Annotated in this window: 21 protein-coding genes, 1 tRNA gene and 2 rRNA genes (1 of these 24 only partly in view); 10 read left to right on the top strand and 14 right to left on the bottom strand. The window is 65.7% G+C overall.

What is annotated here, in order from left to right; genetic code table 11:
* Positions 1–110 precede the first annotated feature (110 nt).
* From B5V46_RS17745 to B5V46_RS17755, 3 genes are all read left to right on the top strand, one after another.
* The gene (locus B5V46_RS17745; RefSeq protein ID WP_080617820.1) at positions 111–1,070 is read left to right on the top strand and encodes a tripartite tricarboxylate transporter substrate binding protein; all 960 of its coding nucleotides are present in this window, start codon (positions 111–113) and stop codon (positions 1,068–1,070) included.
* 110 nt (positions 1,071–1,180) lie between these two features.
* Entirely contained in the window at positions 1,181–3,163 is a 1,983-nt protein-coding gene (locus tag B5V46_RS17750) for a tripartite tricarboxylate transporter permease (RefSeq protein ID WP_080617821.1), read from the top strand.
* Positions 3,164–3,195: 32 nt separating this feature from the next.
* On the top strand, positions 3,196–4,230 hold the full coding sequence (locus tag B5V46_RS17755) for a YeiH family protein (protein ID WP_080617822.1): 1,035 nt from the start codon (positions 3,196–3,198) through the stop codon (positions 4,228–4,230).
* A 291-nt stretch (positions 4,231–4,521) separates the two neighbouring features.
* Here the strand turns inward: B5V46_RS17755 and B5V46_RS17760 are convergent, their stop codons facing one another.
* From B5V46_RS17760 to B5V46_RS17775, 4 genes are all read right to left on the bottom strand, one after another.
* Entirely contained in the window at positions 4,522–5,802 is a 1,281-nt protein-coding gene (locus B5V46_RS17760; protein ID WP_080617823.1) for a TRAP transporter large permease, read from the bottom strand.
* Between the two features lies 1 nt (position 5,803).
* Entirely contained in the window at positions 5,804–6,355 is a 552-nt protein-coding gene (locus tag B5V46_RS17765; RefSeq protein WP_080617824.1) for a TRAP transporter small permease subunit, read from the bottom strand.
* Positions 6,356–6,359: 4 nt separating this feature from the next.
* The gene (locus tag B5V46_RS17770; RefSeq protein ID WP_080617825.1) at positions 6,360–7,442 is read right to left on the bottom strand and encodes a TRAP transporter substrate-binding protein; all 1,083 of its coding nucleotides are present in this window, start codon (positions 7,440–7,442) and stop codon (positions 6,360–6,362) included.
* A gap of 73 nt (positions 7,443–7,515) precedes the next feature.
* Entirely contained in the window at positions 7,516–8,562 is a 1,047-nt protein-coding gene (locus B5V46_RS17775) for a glutamate cyclase domain-containing protein (RefSeq protein ID WP_080617826.1), read from the bottom strand.
* Positions 8,563–8,742: 180 nt separating this feature from the next.
* Here B5V46_RS17775 and B5V46_RS17780 point away from each other — a divergent pair, with 180 nt between their 5' ends.
* Together B5V46_RS17780 and B5V46_RS17785 are read left to right on the top strand one after the other, a co-directional pair.
* The gene (locus B5V46_RS17780) at positions 8,743–9,663 is read left to right on the top strand and encodes a LysR family transcriptional regulator (protein ID WP_080617827.1); all 921 of its coding nucleotides are present in this window, start codon (positions 8,743–8,745) and stop codon (positions 9,661–9,663) included.
* Between the two features lie 133 nt (positions 9,664–9,796).
* The gene (locus B5V46_RS17785; protein WP_196774290.1) at positions 9,797–10,795 is read left to right on the top strand and encodes an alpha/beta fold hydrolase; all 999 of its coding nucleotides are present in this window, start codon (positions 9,797–9,799) and stop codon (positions 10,793–10,795) included.
* A 459-nt stretch (positions 10,796–11,254) separates the two neighbouring features.
* Here B5V46_RS17785 and B5V46_RS17790 read toward each other — a convergent pair whose 3' ends face one another.
* The gene (locus tag B5V46_RS17790) at positions 11,255–12,313 is read right to left on the bottom strand and encodes an alpha/beta hydrolase (RefSeq protein WP_231119173.1); all 1,059 of its coding nucleotides are present in this window, start codon (positions 12,311–12,313) and stop codon (positions 11,255–11,257) included.
* Between the two features lie 296 nt (positions 12,314–12,609).
* Between B5V46_RS17790 and B5V46_RS20605 the strand changes: the two genes are divergently transcribed.
* Together B5V46_RS20605 and B5V46_RS20695 are read left to right on the top strand one after the other, a co-directional pair.
* Positions 12,610–12,759 carry a GNAT family N-acetyltransferase gene (locus B5V46_RS20605; protein ID WP_231119174.1) on the top strand — a complete coding sequence of 50 codons (150 nt, stop codon included), beginning with the start codon at positions 12,610–12,612 and terminating at the stop codon, positions 12,757–12,759.
* Between the two features lie 104 nt (positions 12,760–12,863).
* Entirely contained in the window at positions 12,864–12,998 is a 135-nt protein-coding gene (locus B5V46_RS20695) for a hypothetical protein (RefSeq protein WP_255377934.1), read from the top strand.
* A 321-nt stretch (positions 12,999–13,319) separates the two neighbouring features.
* Here the strand turns inward: B5V46_RS20695 and B5V46_RS20035 are convergent, their stop codons facing one another.
* Entirely contained in the window at positions 13,320–13,493 is a 174-nt protein-coding gene (locus B5V46_RS20035) for a hypothetical protein (RefSeq protein ID WP_155774124.1), read from the bottom strand.
* A gap of 477 nt (positions 13,494–13,970) precedes the next feature.
* Between B5V46_RS20035 and B5V46_RS17800 the strand changes: the two genes are divergently transcribed.
* Positions 13,971–14,810, top strand: a complete 840-nt coding sequence (locus tag B5V46_RS17800) for a fumarylacetoacetate hydrolase family protein (protein WP_080617829.1) — start codon at positions 13,971–13,973, stop codon at positions 14,808–14,810.
* Between the two features lie 485 nt (positions 14,811–15,295).
* Here B5V46_RS17800 and B5V46_RS17805 read toward each other — a convergent pair whose 3' ends face one another.
* From B5V46_RS17805 to B5V46_RS17825, 5 genes are all read right to left on the bottom strand, one after another.
* Positions 15,296–16,225 (bottom strand): 3-keto-5-aminohexanoate cleavage protein, encoded by a 930-nt coding sequence (locus tag B5V46_RS17805; RefSeq protein WP_080617830.1) that lies wholly within the window; start codon positions 16,223–16,225, stop codon positions 15,296–15,298.
* A 1-nt stretch (position 16,226) separates the two neighbouring features.
* Complete coding sequence (locus B5V46_RS17810; RefSeq protein WP_080617831.1) at positions 16,227–17,174, bottom strand: 3-hydroxyacyl-CoA dehydrogenase; 948 nt, start codon at positions 17,172–17,174, stop codon at positions 16,227–16,229.
* A 13-nt stretch (positions 17,175–17,187) separates the two neighbouring features.
* A complete protein-coding gene (locus tag B5V46_RS17815; protein WP_080617832.1) occupies positions 17,188–19,698 on the bottom strand; it encodes a branched-chain amino acid ABC transporter ATP-binding protein/permease in 2,511 nt (836 codons plus the stop codon).
* Between the two features lie 6 nt (positions 19,699–19,704).
* On the bottom strand, positions 19,705–20,580 hold the full coding sequence (locus tag B5V46_RS17820; protein ID WP_080617833.1) for a branched-chain amino acid ABC transporter permease: 876 nt from the start codon (positions 20,578–20,580) through the stop codon (positions 19,705–19,707).
* A gap of 75 nt (positions 20,581–20,655) precedes the next feature.
* Entirely contained in the window at positions 20,656–21,900 is a 1,245-nt protein-coding gene (locus tag B5V46_RS17825) for an ABC transporter substrate-binding protein (protein WP_080617834.1), read from the bottom strand.
* A 201-nt stretch (positions 21,901–22,101) separates the two neighbouring features.
* Between B5V46_RS17825 and B5V46_RS17830 the strand changes: the two genes are divergently transcribed.
* Both B5V46_RS17830 and B5V46_RS17835 read left to right on the top strand, forming a co-directional pair.
* Positions 22,102–22,812 (top strand): GntR family transcriptional regulator, encoded by a 711-nt coding sequence (locus B5V46_RS17830; protein ID WP_196774291.1) that lies wholly within the window; start codon positions 22,102–22,104, stop codon positions 22,810–22,812.
* Positions 22,809–23,576 carry an SDR family oxidoreductase gene (locus B5V46_RS17835; RefSeq protein WP_080617836.1) on the top strand — a complete coding sequence of 256 codons (768 nt, stop codon included), beginning with the start codon at positions 22,809–22,811 and terminating at the stop codon, positions 23,574–23,576. Before B5V46_RS17830 ends, B5V46_RS17835 begins: the two co-directional genes overlap by 4 nt.
* Positions 23,577–24,127: 551 nt before the next feature.
* On the opposite strand, the gene B5V46_RS17840 is transcribed toward B5V46_RS17835, so the two are convergent.
* The 3 genes from B5V46_RS17840 to B5V46_RS17850 all read right to left on the bottom strand — a co-directional run.
* Positions 24,128–24,204, bottom strand: a tRNA-Met gene (locus B5V46_RS17840).
* A 96-nt stretch (positions 24,205–24,300) separates the two neighbouring features.
* A 5S ribosomal RNA gene (gene rrf, locus B5V46_RS17845) occupies positions 24,301–24,415 on the bottom strand.
* 79 nt (positions 24,416–24,494) lie between these two features.
* Positions 24,495–26,610 (bottom strand): 23S ribosomal RNA (locus B5V46_RS17850); it runs 744 nt beyond the window's last position.

Raw genomic sequence — 26,610 nt, forward strand, 5'->3', positions numbered from 1 at the left:
GGCCTTCCCCGACACCCAAGACCAACAGAGCACGGGGGCCAGAACCCCGGCCGGCCATATCGACCGCGTCCCGCCTGCCGGGTGCGGAGTTTCTTTGGGAGGAGAACGACATGACCAAATTCACGCTTCACGCCGTCGCGACCGCCATCGCCGCCGCGCTGTTCGCCGCACCCGCCAGCGCCGGGGACTTCCCGCCGGGCCAGGTGGAATACATCATCCCCTTCGGGCCGGGCGGAGAATCCGACATCACCGCACGGATGCAGCAGCCCTATTTCGAGAAGCTCTACGGCGAACAGATGATCGTCTCCTACAAGCCCGGCGGCGGCGGCGCGGTGGGCTGGTCGCAGCTCAACGGCATGGCGGCGGACGGCTCGGTCATCATGGGGGTGAACCTGCCCCATACCATCGTCAAGCCGCTGCAGGGCAATGTCGGCTTCGAGACCGACGACATCGTCAATGCCTACATGTTCCACTACACGCCAGACGCCATCGTGGTGCGGGCCGACAGCCCTTATCAGAGCCTCGACGACCTGATCGCGGCAGCGAAGGAAAACCCCCGGAAGATCACCTTCTCGGGCTCGGGCAAGGGCACGGCGAACCATCTGGTCTCGGTTCGTTTCGACGAGCTGGCCGGGATCGAGACCACCTATGTCTCGTTCAAGGGCACCGGCGCGGCCGTCACCGCCATGCTGGGCGGGCAGGTCAGCGCCGAATGGGGCTATACCACCGTGGGCGGCGGCCAGGGCGACAAGGTGCGGATGCTGGCGGTCGCGATGGAGGAACGCCACCCCGCCTTCCCCGACGTGCCGACCTTCCGCGAGCTTGGCTATGACATCGTCTCGGGCGCCTATCGCGGCGTCGCCGTGCCGAAGGACACGCCCGAGGAAACCCGGCAGGCGGTCTCGGACGCCATCGCCGCGATCAATGCCGATCCCGAATTCCGGCAGAAGATGATCGATGGCGGGTTCGCCCTGATCGACGTGCCCTACGGCCCCGAGATGGATGCCTGGATGAAGGCGCGGGCCGAGGAATACATTCCCGCCGCCAGAGCCGCCGGCGTGATCGACTGATCGTCCGGCAGAGCGGGGCCGGCGCCCGTCGCGGGCATCCCGTCCCGCTCTGCCGCTGATTGCGCGGGCCCCGCTCCCGCGCTCCTCCCCTCCGCTCACGGACCCCGATCATGCTGGACTTCTTCCTTGCGGCCCTGACGCCGCTCAACCTTCTGCTGGCGCTTGCGGGCGTCGCGGCGGGCACCATCATCGGCTCGGTTCCGGGCCTGACCGCGACCATGGCCGTCGCCGTGCTGGTGCCGCTGACCTTCGGCATGCCGCCCGAAAGCGCGCTGATCCTGCTGGGCGCGATCTACACGGGCGCGATCTATGGCGGCGCCTATGCCGCCATCCTGCTGAACACCCCCGGCACGCCCTCGGCCATCGGCACCACCTTCGACGGCTACCCGATGGCCAAGCGCGGCGATGGCGATCTGGCGGTGACCATCGCCTGCCTGTCCTCGCTGGTGGGCGGCATCGTCGGGGCCGCCGCGCTCTTGCTGCTGGCCCCGCCGCTGGCCGAGGCGGCGCTGGCCTTCGGCCCGGTCGAGTATTTCTGGCTGGCGATCTTCGGCCTGTCGCTGATCGCGGCGCTCAGCACCCGCGACTTCCTGAAAGGGCTGATCGGCGCCGCCTTCGGCATCCTGATCGCCATGGTCGGCATTTCCGAAACCTCGGCCGAGGTCCGCTTCACCTTCGGCTCGAACACCCTTCTGGGCGGCATCGAGACGGTCTCGGCGCTGATCGGGCTTTACTGCGTGCCGGTGCTGATCGAGCTGGCCGCGACCTCGGGGCGCCATCTCAAGGAAGACAGCGGCGGCACCCGCGGCTTCCGCCTGCCCGAGGCGTTTTCGACCCTGATGCGGCACAAGGTCAATGTCATCCGCAGTTCTGTCATCGGCACCCTCGTCGGCGCGCTGCCCGGCGCGGGCGGCTCGATCGCCGGGCTCGTGGCCTATTCCGAGGCCCGCCGCACCGACCGCCGCGCGCCCGCCTATGGCCAGGGCAATCCCGGCGGCATCGTCGCCACCGAAAGCGCCAACAACGCCACAGTCGGCGGCGGCTTCATCCCGACCTTGGTGCTGGGCATTCCGGGCACGCCGCCCGATGCGGTGATCCTCGGGGCGCTGCTGGTGCAGGGCGTCCGGACCGGACCCACGCTGTTCTCGGACGGCTCGAGCATCGTCTACACCTTCATCTTCGGGCTGTTCCTCGCGACATTGCTGATGCTGCCGGTCGGGCTGTTGATCGGCCGTTTCGCCTATCGCTCGATCGTGCGGGCGCCGAAGGCGGGGCTGGTGCCGGTCGTGGCGTTCATGACCATCATCGGCAGCTTCGCCATCCGCAACAGCCTGTCCGATGTCGGCATCATGCTGGCGCTTGGCGTGGTCGGCTGGATCGCCAACCGCCGCGGCTTCTCGGTCTCGCCCATCGTGCTGGGCCTGATCCTCGGGCGCATCGCCGAAGAGGGCTTCGTGCAGAGCTGGACCATCGGCGATGCCATGGGCAATGTCTGGGGCCAGTTTTTCGGGCGGCCGCTTTCGCTGGTCATCATCGCGCTGACGCTGCTGAGCTTTGTCTACCCGTTCCTGCCGGCCCTGACCCGGCTGCTGCGCCGGCGCGGCACTGCCCTGCCCGGCCCTTCGGACAAGCGAGAACCGGCCGATCCGGCCGCGATCCTGCGCGATCTGGCGGGCATCAGCGTCATGGCCGCCGTCGCGGGCGTGGCGCTCTGGCAATGCGCGGGCCTGAACCCCGAGGCCGCCGTCTTCCCCCGCACCATCGCCACCGGGATGCTGGTGCTTTGCTGCCTCGCGGCGCTGGAAACGCTGCTGACCCGCCGCGTGGTCGAGGATCGCAGCTACGGCTCGACCGGGCGGCGCGCGGGCGTCGTCGCCTCGATGGCGGCGGGCATCGCGCTGGCACCGGTGCTGGGCTTCGCCACCGCCGGGATCGCGATGGCGCTGGGGCTGATGCTGAGTTCGGAACACAACAACCGCAGCCTCAGGGGCTGGGGCCTTCTGGCGCTCAGCGTCGCCGCCGTGATCACCGTCTTCACCATCGGCTTTCGCGAGGCGCTGTCGGTGCCGCTCCCCGGCGGCCTGATCTTCTGACCGCGACAGACCAGAAAGGATTGACCCGTCCCATGACCGATCACCCTGCCACGATGCCCCGTCTCCGGGGCATCCTCGGCCGCGCGGATGCGCTCTGGCCCGGCCTTCTGGTCTGCGGCCTGGCCGCGCTGGCCGCGCAGTTCCTGTCCGACCATTACGGCGCCCCGGCCATGCTGATGGCGCTGCTGCTGGGACTGTCGCTGCATTTCCTCGTCGAGGATGGCGACCGCTGCGCCGCCGGGATCGGGCTCGCGGCCAAGAGCGTGCTGCGGATCGGCGTGGCCCTTCTGGGCGCGCGGATCAGCTTCGAGCTGTTCACCGAGCTCGGCTTGCCGGTGGTCGGGCTTGTCATCGGCGCTCTGGTCGCCACCATGGGCTTCGGCTGGCTTGCCGCCCGGATGCTGGGACGGGGCTGGCGGCTGGCGATCCTGACGGCGGGCGCGGTCTCGATCTGCGGCGCCTCGGCCGCCATGGCCATCGCCGCCGTCCTGCCCAAGAACGAGCTGTCGGAACGCAATCTCAGCTTCACCGTCTTCGGGGTCACGCTGCTGTCGACCGTGGCGATGGTGCTCTACCCGGTGATCGCGACCCTTCTGGGGCTCAGCGAGCTGCAGGCGGGGGTCTTTCTCGGCGGCACGATCCATGACGTCGCGCAGGTGGTCGGCGCGGGCTTCTCGGTGTCCGACGCGGTCGGCGAGACCGCGACCACGCTCAAGCTGATCCGGGTCTCGATGCTGGCGCCCTTCGTACTGATCCTGACCCTGGCGCTGCGCGGTGCAGGGGCCCAGGACCGGTCGGGGGCGAAACGTCCGCCGGTCCTGCCGGGCTTCGTCATCGCCTTCCTGATCCTCGCCCTGATCAACTCGCTGGGCTGGATCCCGGCCGCGCTGCAGGCGCTGCTCTGGGCGTTGTCGAAATGGGCCATGCTGACCGCGATTGCCGCCGTCGGCATGAAGACCGACCTCAAACGCATCCTCTCGGTCCCGCCGCAATCGGTGGTGCTGATCTTCCTCGAGACGCTGTTCATCGCGGGGGTGGTGCTGGCCGGGGTGATGGTGCTGCTGTGACACATGGGCCCGAGGCCGGATCCGTCCGGTCTGCCCGGTTACGGAACGCTCAAAGGCATCGCCAAGCCTGTGCCCGAGGTGAGACCCCGCGCGGGATCCGGTCGCGCACCCCTGGCGGAGCCAGGACCCGCCACAGGCCAAGGCAGCAAAGCCGCAAGAGCGGCGGCGGCGCAGGCCGGACCATCCCCGCCAGCCCCGAAACGGCCTTCCGGGTCTTCGCCCCCCGCCTCGCGACAGCGGGGGCGCCCCGGGCCTCGCCCGGAACGCCCCCGCGGTGCGATCATGTCCCTGCTAGAACATCAGCTCGGGCAGCCAGAGCGCAAGCTGAGGTGCCGCGAGCATCAGCGCGATCATCCCCATCAGCGCGAGGATGAACGGGGTCACGCCGATGAAGACATCGGTCAGCTTGCCCCGGCCGCGCACGCCATGCACGACATAGCAGAGCATGCCGATGGGGGGCGTCAGAACCGAGGTCTCGGCGATCAGGACCATCATCACCCCGAACCAGATCGGGTCATAGCCAAGGCCCACAACGATCGGCGTGACGATCGGGATCGTCAGCACGATCATCGCCAGCGTGTCCATGAACATGCCCAGCACCAGATAGACCCCGAGGATCGCCAGCATCGTGGCCAGCGGGCTCCAGTTCAGATTGCCGACAAGCTGGTTCACCGTGGCGGCCATGCCGGTCGCGCCGATGACGAAGTTCAGAAGGAAGGCCAGAAGCGTGATCAGGATCATCATCGACGAGGTGCGGACGGTGCCGATGAAGACCGCGACCAGCATCGGCCAGTTCAGCCGCCGGTACAGCGCGGTCAGCGCCAGCGAGGCAATGACGCCCACCGAGGCGGCCTCCGTGGGCGTCGCCCAGCCGGCATAGATCGACCCTATCACCAGCCCGAACAACCCGAGCGGCGGCGCGAGATCCGACAGGCTGCCGAGCAGGGCCCGGGCCGTGGGCGGCGTGCGGTCGCCATCGAGCGAGGGGCGGAGAATGCAGAGCACCAGGATCGTCAGCGAGAAGATCGCCGCCAGCACGATGCCCGGGACCAGACCGGCCATGAACAGCCGCGGCACCGAGGTATCGGTCAGGAAGCCGTAGATGATCATGTTGATCGAGGGCGGGATCAGGATGCCGAGCGTGCCGCCCGCGGCGAGGCTGCCCAGAAACAGCCGTTCGCTGTAGCCATGGCGGTCGACCTGCGGCATCGCGGTGGTGCCGATGGTCGCCGCCGTCGCAACGCTCGACCCCGAGGTCGCCGCAAACAGCGCGCTGGCGCCGATATTGGCATGCATCAAGCCGCCCGGCAGCCAGCCGAGCCAGGCCGATACGCCGCTATACATCCGGTCGGCCATGCCCGAGCGCAGCAGGATCTCGCCCATCATGATGAACATCGGGATCGCGATCAGGGTGAATTCGATGCTGTGCGACCAGGCGATCTCGCCGAAGGCACGTTGCAGCGGGAAGGGCGACAGCAGCCAGTCGAGCAGCACCGCAAGCCAGCCCAGCACCGCGGCAATCGGCAGGCCCAGCGCGATCAGAAGGAACAGAAGAAGAAGTGCGATACCCATGTCAGCGTCCCCGCGGGCCAGAGTCCGAGGCGCCGAGCTCGGCCGCCAGATCCCGGTCGCCGCGGGCAAGCGCCCGCACCAGGTCGAAGAGAAGCGCGATCAGGCAGATCAGGAAGAAGATCAGCCCCGCCAGCCAGGCCGCCTGCGGCATCCATAGCGGCGTGGCAAGAGGCGTGCTGGCGCGTGCGCCCAGCCTGAGCGACTCGGCCAGCGTGCCCCAGGCATGGGACACGACAATGCCGATGATGCCCGCGAAAGCCCCCAGCGCCAGCACGTCCAGCCAGCGCTGCACCCGGGCGGGCAGGCGCAGATAGACCAGATCGACGCGGATATGGGCGCGCATGAACAGCGCATGGGCAAAGCCCCAGGCCATGGCGACGGCGAAGGCGTAACCGGCCAGTTCGTCGACACCGACGAGGCTGTGGTGAAACAGCCTCCGCATCAGGATCTCGGCGGTCATCAGCCCCGCCGATGCCAGCAGCAGCAGACCGCTGCCGATGGCCGCGAAACGGGCAAGCCGGGACAGCTTGCGGGAGATCAGCGGGGCCTCCACCCGCTTACCTCGCCGGATCGAGCTGGATATCGACGACCTGGCCGACCGTGTCGTTCCAGCGCGCCACGCATTCCGCGCCGCAGGCCCGGGTGAATTCCGGCATCACCTTCTCGGCAACGATCCGGCGCAGGCGCGCATTGTCCTCATCGCTCAGCTCGACCAGGGTCAGATCGGCCTTTATCAGGTTGCGCGGCGCGGTCGCCTCGGGCTCGCAACGCTCGTCGCCGACCGAACACCAGATGCCCTGCTGCGTCGCGACACGGGCCATTTCCCAGCCCGCGGGCTCGAGCCGGTCGCGGATCTCGTCGCGCAGGAAGCTCTGCACCGCCGGGTCGAGCCCGTCCCATTTCCGGGAATTGGCAACGATGAAATTGACGCCCCAGCCCACGGTCAGGTCGACGAGATGAGTCGTGACATCGGTCCATTTGGCATTGTTGCCGGAATTGGCGCCGGTGAAGGCGCAGTCGATCACGCCGCGCTGCAGGGCGGGCACGACCTCGTTGAAGGCCATGGTCACGGGCGTCGCGCCCAGCGCGGCGGTCAACGACGAGGTCGTGGTCGAGAAGACGCGGACCTTCTTGCCGGCAAGATCGTCCAGCCCCTCGACCGGGGTCGCGCACCACAGAACCTGGGCGCCGGTCGGCCAGAAGCCCAGCGGCACCACGCCGAGCCGGTCGCGATAGCGCTCTTCCAGCACCGAGCGGTAGGCGCCGATCACCTGTTGCAGCGTGTCGATATCCTGCGCCAGCCCGGCCAGATCGATCGAGTCGTTTTCCGGCAGCTCGCCCGAGATCAGCGTGGTGCTGCCGGCGACGATGTCGGCGATGCCCGCACCTGCCAGCCGCATCAGCTCGGGGCCCTTCACGCCCAGATCGGTCATGCTCACGGCCTTGGCCCTCACCTGACCCTGGCTGTCGGCCGGCACGGTCTCGGTCCAGAACGGCTTCAGCACATTGGTCCAGTTCGGCGAGTTGACGGGCGAGCCGATCACGGAAAGCTCGGTGGCGGGCAGATCGCCGGCCTGCACGGCCAGCGGCGCAAGCCCGGCTAGCGCCGCGGCGCCGAAGAGTCTGGAAAGCATGGTCATGTGTCTGATCTCTCTCTGTCGGAAAGGGAACGGCCTTGCCCCGGGGGAAAGGGCAAGGCCGACAGCGGGCGGCTTATCCTGCCGCTTCTTTCATCTTGCCGTGGGAGAGCCCACGGTCGGGGGGGGCAATGTTCAGCCGCACCATGTCGCGCAGCAACTGGACGATGGCCATCGAGCTTTCGCCCTCGGCGCCGTCGACGATGAAGCGCGAGGTGCAGTAGCGCATCTCCCAGCCGCCCGCGTCGAGGCAAGCGCGGATCATGCGCTTCTCGGTTTCGGGATCCTGCACCAGCTCCTTGTCCTTCAGCAGGAAGCCCAGCATCGCGGCGATGCCATAGGCGCCCCAGTTCGAGATAGAGGCGGGCAGGAAGATGTCGGTCGGCGTCACGGTGATGGCGCCGCCCGGCTTGTCGGTCTGGGTTTCGCGCCCATAGGGGTGGAAATCCTGCATGAAGGCATGGATCCGCCCGAAGCCGATCTCGTTGCCATTGTCGCCGACACCGATGCTCAGCACGCCCCTGTCGGCGGCCTGATCGAAGAGCGGCGCGACATTGATGCAGTTCTTGGGCGCGACGCCGGTCGAGTAATGCACGATGCCGGTCTCGTTCGGCCCCAGACGCTCGATCGCGATGATCGCCTTGGGCTGCATCCGCTCCAGCAGATCGCGCGCCCAGTCATCGACCGCCGCCTGATCCTCGGGCGCGGTGACCTGGGCTGCCCCCATGCGCCGGCCCTTGGCCAGATCGTAATCGCGCACCATCAGCCCGGCCGCCTCGGACGAGGCCTTGATCGGCGGCGCATGGCAGACTTCCGACACATAGACCGGAACCGCCTTCAGACCCCAGTAAAGCGCCCGGGCCAGCGACACCGCGCCGGGCGGTCCGTCGCTTTCGCCATGGGGCACTTCGGGCAGGTAGCCCGCGCCGGTCACGATCAGCACGACATCGCCTTCGCCGACATGTTCGACCAGCGCCTCGGCCGCACGCGCCGTGATCGGGCGTCCGCCGCCCTCGCGCCGCGCCTCGGCATAGATCGGGGCGATGATATTGTGGTTCATGCCGCGGTTGCGCATTTCGACAGTCACCAACCGGTCGACATATTCACCAATGATATCGGGCACGTAGCTATTCCTTCCTCGAACGCATGGTCTGGCGGCAATGGTAGTGAGACAGCGCGCGCTCTGGCGAATCGAATTTTGGAATATGCCATCAGGAAAAGTTATGCCCTTGCGGGAAATGCCCGGCCATGTTTGCCTGCCAAAGGGCCCCGCGCCTGCGGAAGACGCCGGAAGGAGACGCTGGTGCGATCGCTCAACCACCGACAGATGCTGGCTTTTCGCGCCGTGATGATCAGCGGCAGCATGACCGCAGCGGGCCGCATCCTGCATGTCAGCCAACCCGCCGTGACCCGGCTGATACGCGATCTCGAGGCCGATCTGGGGCTGGTGCTTTTCGTCCGGAAATGGTCGAGCGTCCGGCCGACCGCCGAGGCCATCGCGCTGTTCCGCGAGGTCGAGAAATATTTCGAATCGATGGAGCGTATCCGCGACAATGCCCGGCAGATGCGCGAGAAACAGGATGGCCGGTTGCGCATCGCTGCCATGTCGACACTGTCATCGGGCGCTCTGCCCGAGGCCATCCGCCGCTTTCGCATCAGCCAGCCCCAGACCGATTTCTTCATCCATTCCGACAATTCCGTCCATATTCTCGACGCCCTGCAGCATGATGAATTCTCGGTCGGCCTCTGCCGCGTACCGCCCGAGCGCGCCGATATCGACCATGTCGAAATGCCGGTTTCCTCGGCGATCTGCCTGCTGCCGCGCGACCATCGGCTGGCCCGTCAGGACAGCGTCTCGGTCGAGGATCTGGCTGGGCAGCCCTTCATTTCGCTGGGCATCAGCAGCCTCTTGCGGATGCAGATCGAGGCCTCGATGGAGGCCGCGGGCGTTCAGCCCGGCCGTACCGTCCAGACCCTCTATTCGAACACCGTTCCAAGCTATGTCTCGGCCGGGCTGGGTATTTCCGTCGCCGACATCTTCTCGGTCATGGCGATGGATCCCGGGAAGATCGCCGTGAAACCCTTCCTTCCGGCCATCGAGTTCCGGTTCTCCGCGATCTTTCCCGCCCATGCCCGCAGCCCGGGTGCCGAGATCTTCTCGCGGGTGTTCTTCGACGTCGTCAGGGATCAGATCGCCGAGGTCGAGCAGCTTTTCCGGCAATAGCCCGACCGCCATGCCGCGGGCAGCTCAGTGCCGCTGCCGTCATTGCCCGGCGGGGCCCTGACGTAGAAATGTGCTGGCGCCACCGGGGGACGAATGGCATGTCATGCTGCCGACAGCTTGCAGGATTGACGCCATGTTCCGTGCCTTCCGCCTTGCCGCCCTCGCCATGCTGACGATCATGGGGATCTCGGTGGCCGCAATGGCTGGCCCCTATCACGCAGGCGTTGTGCGAAGCGCCTTCACGACGGCCGGCGGACAGGCCAGTGCCGTCATCTGGTATCCGACCGCGCTTCCCGAGATGTCCTGGCAGGCGGGCCCTTTCGAGATCGACGCGACGCGGGAGGCGCCCGTCGCAGAGGGGCGCTTTCCGGTGGTCTTGCTGTCTCATGGCCATAATGGCGGGCCTCTGAGCCATCGTGAGTTGGCGGCGCAGCTTGCCCGGGCGGGCTTCATCGTGATCGCCCCGACCCATATCGGGGACGCCGCAGGCCAGCCTCCCGCAACCGGCCAGACGGAGATCCTGACAAGCCGCCCCGCCCAGGCGATCGCGGCGCTCGACGCGGCCCTGAAGGATGAACGCCTGGCCGCTCATGTCGACCCCGCCCGCATCGGCATGATCGGCTATTCCGCGGGCGGGTATACCGGCCTCATCCTCGCCGGGGCCAAGCCCGACTTCGCCCATGCGGCGGCCTATTGCGCCGGAGAGGGGCACGACGATACCGGATCCTGCGGCCGCGCCAGCGATGCCTTTATCGGCCCCTCGGAGAAACTTGCCGCCTGGTCGGCCGCCTCCGAGCCTCGTCTCAAGGCGCTGGTGCTTCTCGATCCGCTCGCGGTCATGTTCGATGCCAGCGGCCTTGCCGCGGTGAAGATCCCGGTGCTTCTGTTTCGGCCGCAGGAGGATATCTACATGCGATCAGAGGCCAATGCGATTGCGCTCGCCAGCGATCTGCCGCGTGCCCCGCAACAGATCCTTCTGCCCGGAACCCATTTCACCTTCGTCGATCCCTGCCCGGAAGGCATCGTCGGGGAGGCTGCGCTGATCTGCAAGGATCGGCCCGGCATCGACAGGCCGGCAATCCACCGCACCCTAGAGCGCGACGTGATCGCCTTCCTGAATGCGACGCTCTGAGACGGCATCCCCGAGTGCCCGCATCCCCGGAAACGCCTGAATGCCGGCGGGAATCGATGCGGGATCTGGCACATGGGCTGCGTCGAACGGCCCGACAAGACGGATGGCGCACAGCTGCGGGAAGCCCGCCATCGGGACAGGATTGATGGGAGGCCAGCGCCTTAACGGGTTGCAGAAAAAATCCCGGCTCGACTGCGCGGTGGATATATGCCCCATTCCGGCGCAATCTCGTTGAGCTGAGATTTATCGCCTGAGCCAAAGGTCGATGAGATCGACCAGATCTGGCGCTTGATGGCGTTTGTCAGCAGGCTGCTAAGATCCACGCTCTGCCCGGCGCGCCCAAGACCGGGATCGGCAAGAGCGCCGAGGTTCTGCTCGGTCTGCCGGTCATGCGGATTTGGCGGCCAAAGCGGGCCCCGAGCCCGGAGGCCCCGGGCGCGCAAGCTGGCAGACCCGCCGCTATGACGCTTTGCCGTCCCGGCTCCGGTCCTCTATCCAGCCCATTATCGTATCCAGAATGCCCGGGGCGTAGGCATGGCGCCCCTCCAGGACGAAACGCAGCTTCGCAAACAGCGACCAGTCTTGCGTCAGTTGCCAGTTATAGGCAGCGGACTTCAACAAGCCATGCGTTGCCTTTGGCCATAGGACGATCCGGGTCCCGTCTTCCCGCCCGGCCAGGATCTCTCTGTAGATCGCAGCATTGCGGCTGGCATCCACATTCAGGTCGTCCTGTCCCCAGATTGCCAGCAACGGCAGATCGAGCCGGCCAAGCGCCCCGCGCGCATCGGCAGAGTGATTTCGCCGGAGGAACTGCCAGCGGTCGGTCGTCATGCCCTCGGGGGCATCGCTGGCCTTGGCCTCGGGCCCGAAGGTACGGTCGTCGGCCCGGTGCTGGTCCTCGATGACCTGCGCGATGGCCTCCCGGTCCATGCCCTCCCTGCCCAGCCGGACACGGGTGTAGTAGTCTCCCTGGTCATGCCAGGACACCGCCGCCCCGACGGCGATCCCGTCGAAACGCATGCGCAACTTCCCAAATGCTGCGCGGGTTTCATCGGTGCGGTCGGCCATGGACTGATCCAGCCAGTTCCCCCCGGACATCCCGACGCCGGGCTTGTCCCACGCGGCCACGGCGATGTCATGATCGAGAAACGCGTTGATAAGGGGCGCATATCCCCCGGCAGAGCTTCGATCCTGTGCCCCGTCGCCCTGGACAAGCACGATCGCCGCCTGCGGCGCGTCATCCGGCAGCCACAGGGTGCCCGTGATGGCGGTCCCGCCAGAGACGAAATCGAAGGGCTCGCTGCCGCGCCACCCGAGATCCTGATCGGCCAGACGCCAGACCACGAGGCCCAGCGCGACCACGATGGCAACCACCGCAGCGACAATGACCCGAAAACGAACCCTCACTGAAATTCCCTGAAAGATGTCCATTTCCACTCCGGACAGGGAGACGTCGCCTTGAGCGCAGACCGGCCGTTTCGATCTTTTCGCATCGAACCCGGCCTGAGGCCAGAACATCGGGACTGCGCCGCGCAGGGATATTGGCATGCCGTCTCGCGAAAGCTTCGCTACCCGCTCGGCCCGAAGACCAGGTTGGTCGCGTTCATCGAACCTGTTCCCTACCCGCCCCATGCCATCAGTGCGGTGTCGGCAGAGGGCGGTTTTCCCGGCGTGGCCGGCCACAGCTCCCCTGAAGGGGCCTTCGTCAGCGGTGGGTTTCAGGACCTTGCCGCCATTTACGGGCGGGCGAACGAGGCGATACGCGGCCTTCTGATCGGATTTCCGGAGCGGACTGTGTCGAGGATACCTTGCTCATGGACGGGATCTTCATGGAACCCGGCGCCCGCGGGCACGGCATCGGAAAGACGCTGCTGATCGCCATCGAGGACCTTGCCGTGCGTTCGGATCTCCGGCGCGTAAGGCTGGATGTCATCGACACCACCCTCCGAGCGCGCGCGCTATGAAAGAGGGAGGTTACCGAGACATCGGCCATGTCGCTCGGTCCGCTGAGTATCGTCTTCGGCTTTTCTCATGCGACGGAAATGACAAAACCTGTCCCTGGCCGAGCATGGATCCCCAACCGGAAGGACCGGCGGCGGCCGCAGGCGCATGCGCCGTGACGGTCCGCATGGCGAAGCGCGACGGGTCGGTCGAGGAATGCGGGCCCTGGTCCGGCCTGCCGGTCTTCGAGGCCCGGGCATGATCGAAGCCGATGGTCGGTTGACGACGATCATGGTGCCGGGCGCATCCGGTGGCATGACTTCGTTCCGGGCCTTCTCGCGACCGACATGCCGAAGGGAGCTGAGCAAGAATTCGACAATGCCATCACCCGCAATGGCGATGACGGCAAGATCGCTCCTGCCCCGCCCGCGCACTCTGTCGGCCGGCTGATCGATCATGGCCGGGACAGCGACGAGGCTGCGTTGAAATCTATCCGAGCAGCCGGGCCGAGGACGTCCGTGGGCCTGCCGGACCGCAGGATGATAAGCGGCCCGACCGGTCCCGAAAAGCCGGGCCCGGCCGGTCACCCGGGACCGAACGGCCCGATCCGGCCGATTTCGCGGCCGGCCAGGCACTGGTCGCGGCGCCGGATGCCGATGCCCCGCTTCACGGGCCTGCTCAATTGCGCGGGCCTGCCGAAGCACCGCCCGCCCGACAGGGTGATCGCAAGCAAGATCGAACTGAGAGCCTCGGTCAACCAGATCGGACCCGGGCCGCGCCGGCGCCGGGGCAGGCCTGTGGCGCAGGCCGGATCTCGCCTTGCACCAGCCATGGCGCCTTCAGCAGCGGGCTGCACGACCCGACCGCCCCTGCGATGGACATGGCAGCGCCGATGAAATCTCTGGCCGGAATCGGGGCGCGGCCCCTCGCGTGTTCCTCGACGCGGTGGCGCCCGGTGCGGGCGATCCGGCGCAGCGGCATCACCGAAGAGCAGCTTCCAGACGTCCGCCGGGCGATCCAGACCGGACGCTATGCCGCCTTCGGCGAACTGGCCGGGAGGACCGCGCTTTTGCTTTGCCGCCGAGCCGGGGACATCACGGGTCCCCCTTGTATGTGAATGATGGCCGGTTGATGGTCTGACCGGGACGTCGGCCCGGAAGGGCTCTGCGCCGGAAAGCGGCGCGCATTATCCGCAAACGGCCCCGGCCGATCCGGAAGACGAGGAGAGAGAGACATGAAATTCCTGCGCTATGGCCCGCGTGGCAATGAACGCCCCGGCCTTCTCGATGCCGATGGCAAGATCCGCGATCTGTCCGGGCTGATCGGCGATCTTGGCGGCGAGGTGCTGGGCAATCTCGGACGGTTCGCCGATATCGACATCTCGACCCTGCCGGTCGTCGAGGGCTCTCCCCGGATCGGCGCCTGCGTCGCGGGCACGCGCAAGTTCATGGGCATCGGCCTGAACTATGCCGATCACGCCGCCGAAAGCGGCATGGCCGTGCCCGAGGAGCCGGTGCTTTTCATGAAGGCCACCAGCGCGATCTGCGGCCCCGACGACCCGATCATCATTCCGCGCGGCTCGGAAAAGACCGACTGGGAAGTGGAGCTGGGCGTCGTGATCGGCAAGCACGCGAAATACGTCTCCGAGGAGGCGGCGCTGGACCATGTCGCGGGCTATTGCGTCGTCAACGACGTATCCGAACGGGCGTTCCAGACCGAGCGCGGCGGGCAATGGGTCAAGGGCAAGTCCTGTGACAATTTCGGGCAGATCGGACCCTGGCTTGTCACTCCGGACGAGGCGGGCGACCCGCAGGAGCTGGGGCTCTGGCTCTGCGTGAACGGCGAGAAGGTGCAGAACGGCTCGACCCGGACCATGGTCTTCGGCGTTGCCCACCTGATCAGCTATCTGAGCCGGTTCATGACGCTCGAGCCGGGCGACATCATCTCGACCGGCACGCCTCCGGGCGTCGGTCTCGGCATGACCCCGCCGCGTTATCTGAAGCCCGGCGACCGGGTCGAGTTGGGCGTCGACGGGCTTGGCATCCAGCGACAGGTCTGTATCGCCGATGTCTGAGACCATCCGGGTCACGGCAGCCAAGACGGTCCCGGTCGCCTGTCCCGAGCCGAGAGATCGTCGGCATCGCCCGAGGCTGGTTCGGCCTCGGGCGGATCACCGGCCAGGCCGGTCCCGTCCGTCGGCCGGAGCGAATGCTGCATCTCCAGCCCCGAGGCCTGCCTGCTAGAAGGGCTCTGGTCCAGGACTTCCCGACAATCTGCCGGAGCGCGCGTCTGACCGATGCGCACCGACCGAGGGTGCGCAGGCAAGACTGGCGGTACGCCACCGTCGCGGGCAGCATCATCGCGCCGTGTGATCCCGAGGGCAGGCTGCCCGGGGCAAGCCCGCCCGAGCTGCCGGGCGGACCGGTCCATGACCGGAGGCCCGGCATCGCCAGCCTGCACGGCAACAGGGCCGGTATCGCGGCGATGGCCGAAGAGATCGCGGCCCATAGGCGCCCCCCTTCCGGCGATGACGCGATACCGCCGAAAACGCCGGCCGGCCTAGAAGCCGACCCTTTCCGCGCCCTTGAGGGCAAGCATCTCCCGCGCCTCGTCGGGGGTGGCGGGGGCGAGCCCCAGACCCTCGATGATCTGGCAGGCCTTGGCGACCTGCTCGGCATTGCTTTGCGCGAACTGGCCGGGGCCGATCCAGAGCGAATCCTCAAGCCCGACGCGGATATTGCCCCCCATCGCGGCGGCCATCGCGGCAATCGGAAGCTGGTTCTTGCCGGCACCGAGCACGGACCAGATATACCGGTCGCCGAACAGCCGGTCGGCCGTGCGTTTCATGTGCATGACGTCATCGGGATGCGCGCCGATCCCGCCCATCAGGCCGAAAACCGTCTGGATGAACAGGGGCCCCTCGACCAGCCCTTCGTCGAGGAAGTGTTTTAGATTGTAGAGATGGGCCGTGTCATAGCATTCGAATTCGAACTTGGTGCCGAGCGGTCCCAGCGTCGTCAGGATATATTCGATCTGTCCGAAGGCATTGTTGAAGATGATGTTCTTGTTGCCGACATAATCGCGCTCCCATTGGTGCTTCAGCTCGGGAAAGCGCTTGAGCATCGGGAAGAGCCCGAAATTCATGCTGCCCATGTTCAGCGAGGCGATCTCGGGCCGGTGGGTCTCGGCCGGGCGCACACGTTCCTCGATGCTCATGGTCGGCGCGCCGCCGGTGGTGATGTTCACCACGCAATCCGACGCCTGCTTGATGACCCCGAGAAAGGGCGCGAAGGCCTCGGGCGACTGGTCGGGACGGCCGTCCCGGGGGTCGCGGGCATGCAGATGCACGACAGCCGCGCCCGCCTTGGCAGCGCCGATTGCGGCCTCCGCGATCTCGGCCGGCGTGACCGGCAGGAACTCTGACATCGACGGCGTGTGGATCGCGCCGGTGACGGCGCAGGTGATGATCACCTTGCGGGGTTTGGCCATTCTAAGCTCCTGAGGGTTGGGTCGTTTCGGAGGCAAGGTGCCGCCGCAGGGCGGCAAGCCGCCTGTCGCGCCGGTCCTGCCGTCTGCGGATATCCTGCGGGTCGCGATCCTGCGCCCAGGACGCCGCGATCCGGCTGGCGGTCTCGACCGAGAACACCTCGCGTCCCAGCGGCTCGGCGACGATATCGGCATAGAAATCGCCATAGCGGGCGACATAGTCGACAAGCCCGTCCGGTGCGTTCAGGTCGATGGTCTCGATCGGCCCCATCAGGGCCCAGCGCAGGCCGAGCCCATGCCGGATCGTGGCATCGAGCCCCTCGACGCCGACCACGCCTTCGCCCAGAAGCCGCAGCGCCTCGCCCAGAAGCGCGCCCTGCAGCCGGTTCAGCACGAAGCCGTCGCGTTCCCGTGTCATGCGCACCGGGACCTGGCCGATCCGGGCATAGAGCGCCTCGGCCCGGTCGAGCGCTTCCGTCGCAGTCCAGGGCGCGGGACAGAGCTCGACGACCGGGATCAGATGCGGCGGGTTCACCGGATGGGCGACCAGACAGCGGGCCCGGCCCGGCAGACCGGCCGTGAAGCGGGAGGGCACGATGGCCGAGGTCGAGGAGGCGATGACGGCCGCCTCCGGGCAGGCCGCGTCGAGCCGCGCGAAAAGCTCCTGCTTGACCTCGATCCGCTCGGGCCCGTTCTCCTGCACATGGACAGCCTCCGCCACGGCCTCCTCGAGGGTCGGGCAGATCCCGATCCGGGCAAGCGTTGCCGCCGGATCATCCAGCAGGCCCTCTGCCGACATCGTCTCGCAAAGCGTCTCCATATCGGCCCGAAAGCGGTCGAGAACCTTTGCATCCGGGTCCCAGACCCGCACATCGCACCCGCCGCGCGCGAACAGCGCGGCCCAGGACCGGCCGATCAGGCCCGCGCCGACGATGGCTACCGTTTCCGTCATGGGATGTCCTTTCTCAGAGCCACAGCACCTTGCGGCGCAGGTCGATATCGGTCGCCAGCGCGGCAGAGGGGCCGTCATGGATGATGCTGCCCCGCTCAAGCGCCACCGTCCGGTCCGACAGGGTGAGCGCGAGGTCGAGATTGTGATCGACGATGACGATAGACACCTCCTGCCGCAGACGGTCGAAGGTTTCGAAAAGCTGTTCGACCACGGCGGGCGACAGCCCCTCGAACGGCTCGTCCAGCAGAAGAACGCGGGTATCGCCGGCAAGCGCGCGCGCCACGGCGGCCATCTGCTGCTCGCCCCCCGACAGATAGTCGGCGGGCGTGTCGATCCGCTCCTTCAGGCGCGGGAAATAGGAAAAGATGCGCTCGTCGCTCCAGTGAACGCCCCGGCCCTGCCGACGCTTGATCCGGCCAAGCTCTAGGTTCTCGCCGACCGACATCCCGGCGAACAGGCCGCGCCCCTGCGGCACGTAGGAAATGCCCGCCCGCGCCATCTCTGCCGAGGACAGGCCGGACACCACCGTGCCATCCAGCCGGATTTCGCCGCTGCCGACCGGCGCGATGCCGATCAGGGCCTTCAGCAGCGTCGACTTGCCCGCGCCGTTCCGGCCCAGAAGGGCAAGGATCTCGCCCTGCCGCAGATCGAAGCTGACATCATGCAGGATATGGCTCTTGCCATAGCTGACATTCACCCCGTCAAGCGACAGCAGAACGGTGTCCTGGGCCGCGCTGATCCGGGGCCTTGCTGCCACTGCCGAGGTGCCCGAGCCGATATAGACCTCCTGCACGCGCGGATCGGAGCGGGTCTCTTCGACCGTTCCGTCAAGCAGAACATGGCCCTCGTTCATCACCGTCACGCGGTCGGCCAGTTCGAAGACGCGGTCGATGTCATGTTCGACCAGCAGGACAGGAATATCGGCCGACAGCGCCTTCAGCAGCCGCCCGATCCGTTCGCGTTCCGCCACCGACAGCCCCGCCAGCGGCTCGTCGGCCAGCAGGATGCGCGGATGGTTTCCAAGCGCCAGCCCCAGATCCAGCAGGCGCTGCCCGCCATAGGACAGCGACGCAGCCTCGGCCGTTTCCATCCCCGCGAGCCCGGCATAGTCGAGGATCTGCGCGGTCTGGTCATTGACCTCGTCCAGCCCGTCGGCGCGGATCAGCGGGTTCATCCGCCTGGGCGAGGCCGCCTGCACCGCGAGGCGCACGTTCTCGCGCACGCTGAGCGAGGGAAACAGGTTGGTGATCTGGAAGCTCCGCCCGATCCCGGCCGCCGAGACCTCTTCGGGGGTGCGCCCCGACAAGGGCGCGCCGGCAAGGGTCAGGCTGCCCGAACTGGGTTCGTAAAGCCCCGAAAGAAGGTTGAAGGCGGTGGTCTTGCCCGCGCCGTTGGGCCCGATCAGCGCATGAAGCGAACGGTCGCGAACCGAGATGCTGACCTCGTCCACCGCCTTGAAGCCGCCGAAATATTTCGAGATCCCGTCAGCCACCAAAAGCGGCCCGTCGACATGATCGGTGGGCTTCAGGAAGGCCGGAAGCGGATGGGTCTCGGCCTTGCGTCCCGCCATGGCCGCATGGGTTTCCGGCGGCGGGCGCAGATGGCGCCGGATCTGGCCGGGAATGCCGATCAGCCCGTTATGGGCGAAGAGGACGAAGCCCACGAAGACGAGGCCGAACCAGAACAGCCAGTTGTCGGTGTAGATCGAGAGATATTCGCGGAAGAGGATATAGAACAGCGCGCCCAGCGCCGGGCCGAGAAAGCCGCGCATGCCGCCGATCACGACCATGGCCAGCAACTCGCCCGAGAAGACCACGGACATCGGTTCGGCCGAGGTCATGCGGTTCTTGTACAGCAGAAGCACGCCCGCCAGCGCAGTGATCGAGGCCGAGAGCATGAAGGCCGCCAGCTTGTAACGGTCGACCCTGTAGCCGAGAAAGCGCGTGCGCTGCTCGTTCTCGCGGATCGCCCTGAGCACGGTTCCGAGGGGCGAGTTGTTGACCCGCCAGAGCAGAACCAGCACGGCGAAGGCGATGGCCGCGACCAGCCAGTAATAGGGCTCTGACATCTCGAAATCGAGGCCCGCGAAAGACGGCCGGCCGATCCCGCCCAGCCCGTTCTCGCCCCCCGTCACCTCTGTCCAGCGAAAGGCTATGGAGAAGCCCAGCGCGGAGAGCGCCAGCGTCATCAGCGAGAAATAGACCCCCGAGCGGCGCAGCATGACAGAGCCGAACCCCGCCGCGATCAGTGCCGTGGCGCCGACCGCGACCAGCAGGGGCAGCCAGAAGGCGCCTCCCATCGCAAGCGAGGTCAGTCCGGCGACATAGGCCCCCAGCCCGAACCAGGCGCCATGCCCGAAGCTGAAGAGACCGGTCCGCCCGGCAAGGACGTTGAGCCCCATGCAGGCCAGGCCGTAGACCACGACCTCGGTGGCCGATGTGAATGTCAGGCCCGCGGCCTGGATGGCGAAGGGCAGCACGATCAACGCGGCGCCCGCGATCAGAAGCGGATGGATGCGGGTCATGGGGACCTACTCGAAACGGAGGATGCGTTCGCCCAGCAGGCCGCGCGGGCGCAGCATCAGGACGATGAACATCAACAGGTAGATGGCGGCGGTGGACCAGGCCGAGAGGCCGACGGCGACCAGCAGCCCCTTGGTCAGCCCGACCAGTATCGCGGCGATGATGACCCCCCAGAAGGATCCGAGCCCGCCGATCACGACGACGACGAAGGCCAGCGTGATGATCTCGGCCCCCATCGCCGGATGGATCGTGTAGATCGGCGCCAAAAGGACGCCGGCCAGCCCCGCAAGGCCGATGCCGATGCCCGCCACGACCGACAGGTAGGGACGCAGCGAGATGCCGAGCGCGCCGACGATCTCGGGGTTCTGCACGCCCGCGCGCACGATCCGGCCGAAGGCGGTCCGGTTCAGCAGCACCCAGAGCCCGGCAACCGCGACCACCGCGACGACGATCAGGAAGATCCTGTAGCGCGAATAGACGAAGTCTCCCAGAAAGACCTGCCCGCGCAGGATCTCGGGCATGTTGAAGCTTTGCGGCGAGGCACCGAAGATCCAGCGCAGCCCCTGCTCGATCAGCATGGCAAGGCCGAATGTCAGCAGCAGCGAATAAAGCGGATCGGCCCGGTAGAACCTGGTGAACAGCGTCCGCTCGGTCGCCATGCCAAGCCCCGCCACCAGAAGCGGAACCAGCACCAGCGCTCCGAAGAACCCGGCAAAGGGCGCGATCGTGATCGCCAGATAGGCGCCGATCGCGAAGAAGGCCCCATGCGCGAGGTTGATGATCCCCCCAAGCGAAAAGATCAGCGACAGTCCCAGCGCGATCAGCAGGTAATAGGTCCCGTCCAGCAGCCCGTTCAGCACCTGAGCAACGAATAGCCCCAACATGGCGGTGCGATACCTCCCCGTGTCCTGTTTTCGAAAAATCGGGCGGGCGGCCGGTGCCCCCCGCCCCGGGCAGCCTCAGAACGTGCAGGTGCCGCCGGTCACGCTATGGGCCAGCGTCTCGAGCGGCCGGTCGGGTCCGGGCAGGGGATCCGAGGTGGTGAAGATGTCCCACTCGTTCTGCACCTCGTCCGCAGGCAGGGCGGTGATGGCATAGACCTCCTGGATCAGCTGGTGATCCGAGGGGCGGAAATAGCCCTTGCGGGTCTTCATCAGGTCGAATTGCGCATCCGGGCTTTCCAGATAGTCGACCAGCGCATTGCCGCCGGCATCGCCTGCCTCGGCAACGGCCCTGGCCATGATCAGCCCGGCATTATAGTCGCCCCAGGCCTGGTTTTCCGGAGGCTTGCCATAGGCCTCGACAAAGGCCCTGACGAAGGCCTGACTGGCATCGTTCTCGACGCGGTGGTTCCAGACATTGGGCCAGGTGCCGCGGAAGTTCTGCGCCCCCGCCGCCCAGGCCGACACCGTGTCGAAGCCGAAGCCGCCCAGCGTGAAGTCGAGCCCGAACTCGCCATATTGCTTGAAGAAATTCGTGATCTGCGTGCCCGCGAGGTTGAGCGCGACGACATCCGGCTCTGCCTGACGGATCTTCAGCAGATAGGACGAGAAATCGGTGGCATCGGTCGGCACCAGCTCGTCGCCGACCAGATTGCCGCCATTCGCCTCCAGGAAGGCCTTTGCCGCGGCCAGAAGATCGTGGCCGAAGGCATAGTCCGCGCTCATCGTGTACCAGTTCTTGCCGTCAACGAGCCCCTTCTTGTCGAAGAACTCGCCCTCGGCATTCACATACATCGAGTTCTGCGTCTCGACATGGAACATGTAGCGGTTGCAGTCCTTGCCGCGCAGGCTGTCGGAATTGCCGCCGGTATTTACGAAGCACTTCTTGTAGCGCGCGGCGACCTGGCTGATCGTCAGGCAGGAGGCCGACGAGATCTCGCCGATGATCATGTCGACCCGGTCGCGCTCGAACATGCGCTCGGCCTTGGTCGATGCGGTCTGCGGGTTGACGCTGTCCTCCATGACCAGCTCGACCTGCCGCCCGCCGGCCCCGCCCGTGTCGTTGATATGCTGGACCGCCAGCTTGATCCCCATCTGCGCATATTCGCCGAGAGGGCCGAGAAAGCCCGTGGTCGGCGTCAGATGACCGATCCTGAGCGGCGCGGACTGGGCGCGCAGGTAGGTCGGGGCCGCCACGCCCAGCGCCAGGCCGGCCGCACCTGTCCGCAGGAAGCCCCTGCGGGTCGAGTTCGTCGTCGTCATGGTTTCCCTCCCTGGAACCGTTCTTCAGACCACAACGGATCGGGGAACCGGTTCGATGACCGATATTCCGCCTCCTCCTCAGATCGAAGTTGCACTTCGTCCCGATTCGTTGTGATCTGAGATCACAGTTGCAGAGCAAACATCGAACCGTCAACCGGAGTGTTCGAATTTATGACCCAGCCGCTTGACCAAATTCGACCGGTGCGTCGGAAGACGCTTTCGGAGCAGGCCTTCGATACCCTGAGCGAGATGCTGTTATCCGGGGCGCTGCGGCCGCGCGACCGCTTGTCGATGCGCGATCTTGCCGACCGGCTCGAGGTCTCGATGATGCCGGTTCGCGAGGCGGTGAGTCGCCTGGCCGCCAGCGGAGCCCTCGAGGTCAGCCCCAAGCGGGCGGTCATGGTGCCCCTGATGACGGCGGCAGAATTCGCGGATCTGACCCAGGTCCGGATGCTGAACGAGGGCCAGGCGGCCCGGCTCGCCGCCGAGCGAAGCTCGAAGACCGAGATCGCGGGCATCATCGCCCTGGCCGAGCGGTTCGAGGAAGTGCTGGACCGCGCCTATGGAAGCGCGGCCGCCGTGGCGGCGAACAAGGATCTGCATTTCGCGGTCTATCGCGCGGCAGGCTCGGACAACCTGATGCAGCTGATCACCATGCTCTGGCTCAAGGCCGGGCCGATCATCAATTTCGACATCGGCGTCGAGGCAGGTCTTCCCCCCGAACAGCAAAGCGCGCATTCCCGCGGCCACCATTCCCGCAGGCATCATCGGATGCTGTGCGAGGCGCTTCTGGCACGCGACGGAGACACCGCGGCACAGGCGATCTCGGAGGATATCCGCTTCGCCTCGGAATTCATCCGTGCCCATGCGGGGATGGATCAGCAGGACAACAGAAGGAGGATCATATCATGAAGCTGGATCTCGAAGGAACGCGGGTTCTTGTGACCGCGGGGGCGCAGGGCATCGGCCGCGCCATCGTCGAGGCCTATCTGGCCGAGGGCGCCCGCGTGGCAACCTGCGACATCGACGCATCTGCGCTCGAGACGCTTCCTGCAGGGGTCTTTCGCCAGAGAACGGATATGGGCGATGCCGGTCAGATCGCGGATTTCATGACCGCCGCCCTCGAGCATCTGGGCGGGCTCGACGTGCTCGTGAACAATGCGGGGATCGCAGGCCCCACCGGGCCGGTCGAAGACATCGACCCTGCCGACTGGGAGACATGCCTGTCCGTCTGCCTGACATCTCAATTCCATTGCGTGCGTCACGCCGTTCCGGCGCTTCGCCAAAGCGCCAATGCATCGATCATCAACCTGTCCTCGCTCGCCGGCAGGTTGGGATTTGCCCTCCGGACGCCCTATTCGGCGGCAAAATGGGGGGTGATCGGCTTCACCAAATCCCTTTCGATCGAACTGGGGCGTGACGGCATCCGTTGCAACGCAATCCTTCCCGGCATCGTCGCCGGAGATCGCCAGCGCAGGGTTCTGGAGGCCAGAGCCCAGCGGCGCGGCCTCTCCTTTGCCGAGGCCGAGGAAGAGGCCTTCTCACGCACCTCGCTCAAGGACTATGTCCAGCCCGAGCAGATCGCCGACCAGATCCTGTTCCTGACCAGCGCGCGGGGACGCACGATTTCCGGACAAGCGATCTCGGTCTGCGGCGATTGCCAGATGCTGGCCTGACCAGCCTTCGGGCTGAAACAGAGGGGCCCTGACCTGCCCCCTTTGAGTCCTTCATTCATAACGAGAGTCTGCGGGTTTGGCCGGTCGAGGCAACCTGGAAAAGGAGCTGGCGCGCGTGAGAGGCAGCCACGCAAAGCTTGTGGACGCGATCGTGGCCGGGATCCCGGCGGAGCAGGTAAAGGACCGGATGCTGGCGCTCGATGCGCGGCGCAGAGAGTTGGAGGCGGCGCTTTCCTCGGTCCCGGCCTCCGGCCCAGTCCGGTTTCATCCGTCGATGGCGCTGACTTACCGGGACCGGGTGGGCGCACTGATCCGCGGTCTCGGGGACGCCGCGGGGATGGAAGAGGCGAAGGAGGCGCTTCGGGCGCTTGTGGACCGGATCGTTCTGACACCGGCTGCGGAGGGGGAAGGCCTGATGATCGAGCTTCACGGGGCGTTGGCGGGTCTTCTGCGTCTTGCGACAGGTGCGAAGGCCCTGACGCCGGCGACAATGGCCGGTTCCACGGAAGGGGATCGGCTGGAAGGCATTGATAGTATTGGAGAGTTAGTGTTGGTTGCGGGGGTAGGATTTGAACCTACGACCTTCAGGTTATGAGCCTGACGAGCTACCGGGCTGCTCCACCCCGCGCCAATACTGTGCTTTTGAGTGCACAGGGGTTTCGTCCCATTGGTTTATCGGTATTGGGACGAGATATCGTATTGAGAGTTACATGGCTCTTTCTAGGTTTGGCGGCGACCTACTCTCCCACGTCTTGAGACGCAGTACCATCGGCGCGACGGCACTTAACGGCCGGGTTCGGAATGGAGCCGGGTGTTTTGCTCGTGCTATGACCACCAAACCGAGGAAGAGCCATATTCCAAGTCGCGTACACTGGGGATGTGTTGCTTTTGAGCAGTATAGCTTGGCTATTACTGGATCAAATCAAGCCTATCGGACAATTAGTACCGGTCAACTGAACGCATTGCTGCGCTTACATCTCCGGCCTATCGACGTGGTGGTCTACCACGGTCCTCAAGGGATACCTTGTTTTGAGGGGGGCTTCCCGCTTAGATGCCTTCAGCGGTTATCCTGTCCGATCATAGCTACCCTGCACTGCCGTTGGCACGACAACAGGTCCACCAGTGGATCGTTCACCCCGGTCCTCTCGTACTAGGGGCAACTCCTCTCAAGTATCCTACACCCACGGAAGATAGGGACCGAACTGTCTCACGACGTTCTAAACCCAGCTCACGTACCTCTTTAAACGGCGAACAGCCGTACCCTTGGGACCTGCTCCAGCCCCAGGATGAGATGAGCCGACATCGAGGTGCCAAACACTGCCGTCGATATGGACTCTTGGGCAGTATCAGCCTGTTATCCCCGGCGTACCTTTTATCCGTTGAGCGATGGCCCTTCCACTCGGGACCACCGGATCACTATGGCCGACTTTCGTCTCTGCTCGACTTGTCAGTCTTGCAGTCAGGCTGGCTTCTGCCATTGCACTCAACGAGCGATTTCCGACCGCTCTGAGCCAACCTTCGCGCGCCTCCGTTACTATTTGGGAGGCGACCGCCCCAGTCAAACTACCCGCCACACAGGGTCCCGGATCCGGATAACGGACCGCGGTTAGACATCAAGCAGGAGAAGGGTGGTATCTCAAGGGAGGCTCCACCAGAACTGGCGTCCTGGTTTCAAAGCCTACCACCTATCCTGCACATCGCATGCCTGATGCCAGTGTGAAGCTGTAGTGAAGGTGCACGGGGTCTTTCCGTCTAACCGCGGGAAGCCTGCATCTTGACAGGCAATTCAATTTCGCTGAGTCGATGTTGGAGACAGCGGGGAAGTCGTTACGCCATTCGTGCAGGTCGGAACTTACCCGACAAGGAATTTCGCTACCTTAGGACCGTTATAGTTACGGCCGCCGTTTACCGGGGCTTCAATTCGGAGCTTGCACCCCTCCTTTTAACCTTCCGGCACCGGGCAGGCGTCAGACCCTATACGTCGTCTTGCGACTTCGCAGAGCCCTGTGTTTTTAGTAAACAGTCGCCACCCCCTAGTTTGTGCCCCCGGCCCATGGTTGCCCACGAACCGGGCCTCCTTCTCGCGAACTTACGGAGGCATTTTGCCGAGTTCCTTCAACATCGTTCTCTCAAGCGCCTTGGTATTCTCTACCAGTCCACCTGTGTCGGTTTAGGGTACGGTCTGATGGAGGGCTATTTCCAGGAACCGCTCAGCGGCAAGACCAATCCGATAAGGTCTCACCACACCTGCGATCCGTCACATCCTCCTGGCCCACGAATATTAACGTGGTTCCCATCGGCTACGCTTTTCAGCCTCGCCTTAGGGGCCGGCTTACCCTGCTCAGATTAGCTTTAAGCAGGAACCCTTGGACTTTCGGCGGGAGGGTCTCTCACCCTCCTTGTCGCTACTCATGTCATCATTCTCGCTAGTGATCGCTCCACCGGTGCCTCACAGCCCGGCTTCACAGCAAACACCTTATCCTGCGCTATCGCTTCGCTACTTGACGCCATAGGCGTCCGTTCAGGGATGCGATAGAAGAGGACAGGTGTTTTTTCACACTACGCTCCGCTACCACTGCATATGCAGTCCTAAGCTTCGGCTCGTGGCTTGAGCCCCGTTACATCTTCGCCGCAGGACAACTTATTTAGACCAGTGAGCTGTTACGCTATCTTTAAAGGATGGCTGCTTCTAAGCCAACCTCCTGGTTGTTTTGGTCGTCCCACCTGCTTTCCCACTTAGCCACGAATTGGGGGCCTTAGCTGTAGGTCAGGGTTGTTTCCCTCTCCACGACGGACGTTAGCACCCGCCGTGTGTCTGCCATCTAGTACTCCCGGGTATTCGGAGTTTGGTTAGGATCAGTAAGCCTGTGGGGCCCCATTACCCATCCAGTGCTCTACCCCCCGGGGTATTCGGATGACGCGCTACCTAAATAGCTTTCGCGGAGAACCAGCTATCTCCGAGTTTGATTGGCCTTTCACCCCTAGGCACAACTCATCCCGACCTTTTTCAACAGGTGTGGGTTCGGACCTCCAG

The organism is Rhodovulum sp. MB263 (assembly GCF_002073975.1).
Lineage (GTDB): Bacteria > Pseudomonadota > Alphaproteobacteria > Rhodobacterales > Rhodobacteraceae > Rhodovulum.

Excerpts from the sequence above, each read along its gene's own strand:
- B5V46_RS17755 (WP_080617822.1), top strand. The coding sequence starts at position 3,196 with ATGACCGATCACCCTGCCACGATGCCCCGTCTCCGGGGCATCCTCGGC.
- B5V46_RS17770 (WP_080617825.1), bottom strand. The coding sequence starts at position 7,442 with ATGACCATGCTTTCCAGACTCTTCGGCGCCGCGGCGCTAGCCGGGCTT.
- B5V46_RS17760 (WP_080617823.1), bottom strand. The coding sequence starts at position 5,802 with ATGGGTATCGCACTTCTTCTTCTGTTCCTTCTGATCGCGCTGGGCCTG.
- B5V46_RS17820 (WP_080617833.1), bottom strand. The coding sequence starts at position 20,580 with ATGTTGGGGCTATTCGTTGCTCAGGTGCTGAACGGGCTGCTGGACGGG.
- B5V46_RS17805 (WP_080617830.1), bottom strand. The coding sequence starts at position 16,225 with ATGGCCAAACCCCGCAAGGTGATCATCACCTGCGCCGTCACCGGCGCG.
- B5V46_RS17810 (WP_080617831.1), bottom strand. The coding sequence starts at position 17,174 with ATGACGGAAACGGTAGCCATCGTCGGCGCGGGCCTGATCGGCCGGTCC.
- B5V46_RS17750 (WP_080617821.1), top strand. The coding sequence starts at position 1,181 with ATGCTGGACTTCTTCCTTGCGGCCCTGACGCCGCTCAACCTTCTGCTG.
- B5V46_RS17790 (WP_231119173.1), bottom strand. The coding sequence starts at position 12,313 with ATGTTCTGGCCTCAGGCCGGGTTCGATGCGAAAAGATCGAAACGGCCG.
- B5V46_RS17785 (WP_196774290.1), top strand. The coding sequence starts at position 9,797 with ATGTTCCGTGCCTTCCGCCTTGCCGCCCTCGCCATGCTGACGATCATG.
- B5V46_RS20605 (WP_231119174.1), top strand. The coding sequence starts at position 12,610 with ATGGACGGGATCTTCATGGAACCCGGCGCCCGCGGGCACGGCATCGGA.
- B5V46_RS17800 (WP_080617829.1), top strand. The coding sequence starts at position 13,971 with ATGAAATTCCTGCGCTATGGCCCGCGTGGCAATGAACGCCCCGGCCTT.
- B5V46_RS20695 (WP_255377934.1), top strand. The coding sequence starts at position 12,864 with ATGGATCCCCAACCGGAAGGACCGGCGGCGGCCGCAGGCGCATGCGCC.
- B5V46_RS17745 (WP_080617820.1), top strand. The coding sequence starts at position 111 with ATGACCAAATTCACGCTTCACGCCGTCGCGACCGCCATCGCCGCCGCG.
- B5V46_RS17815 (WP_080617832.1), bottom strand. The coding sequence starts at position 19,698 with ATGACCCGCATCCATCCGCTTCTGATCGCGGGCGCCGCGTTGATCGTG.
- B5V46_RS17825 (WP_080617834.1), bottom strand. The coding sequence starts at position 21,900 with ATGACGACGACGAACTCGACCCGCAGGGGCTTCCTGCGGACAGGTGCG.
- B5V46_RS17835 (WP_080617836.1), top strand. The coding sequence starts at position 22,809 with ATGAAGCTGGATCTCGAAGGAACGCGGGTTCTTGTGACCGCGGGGGCG.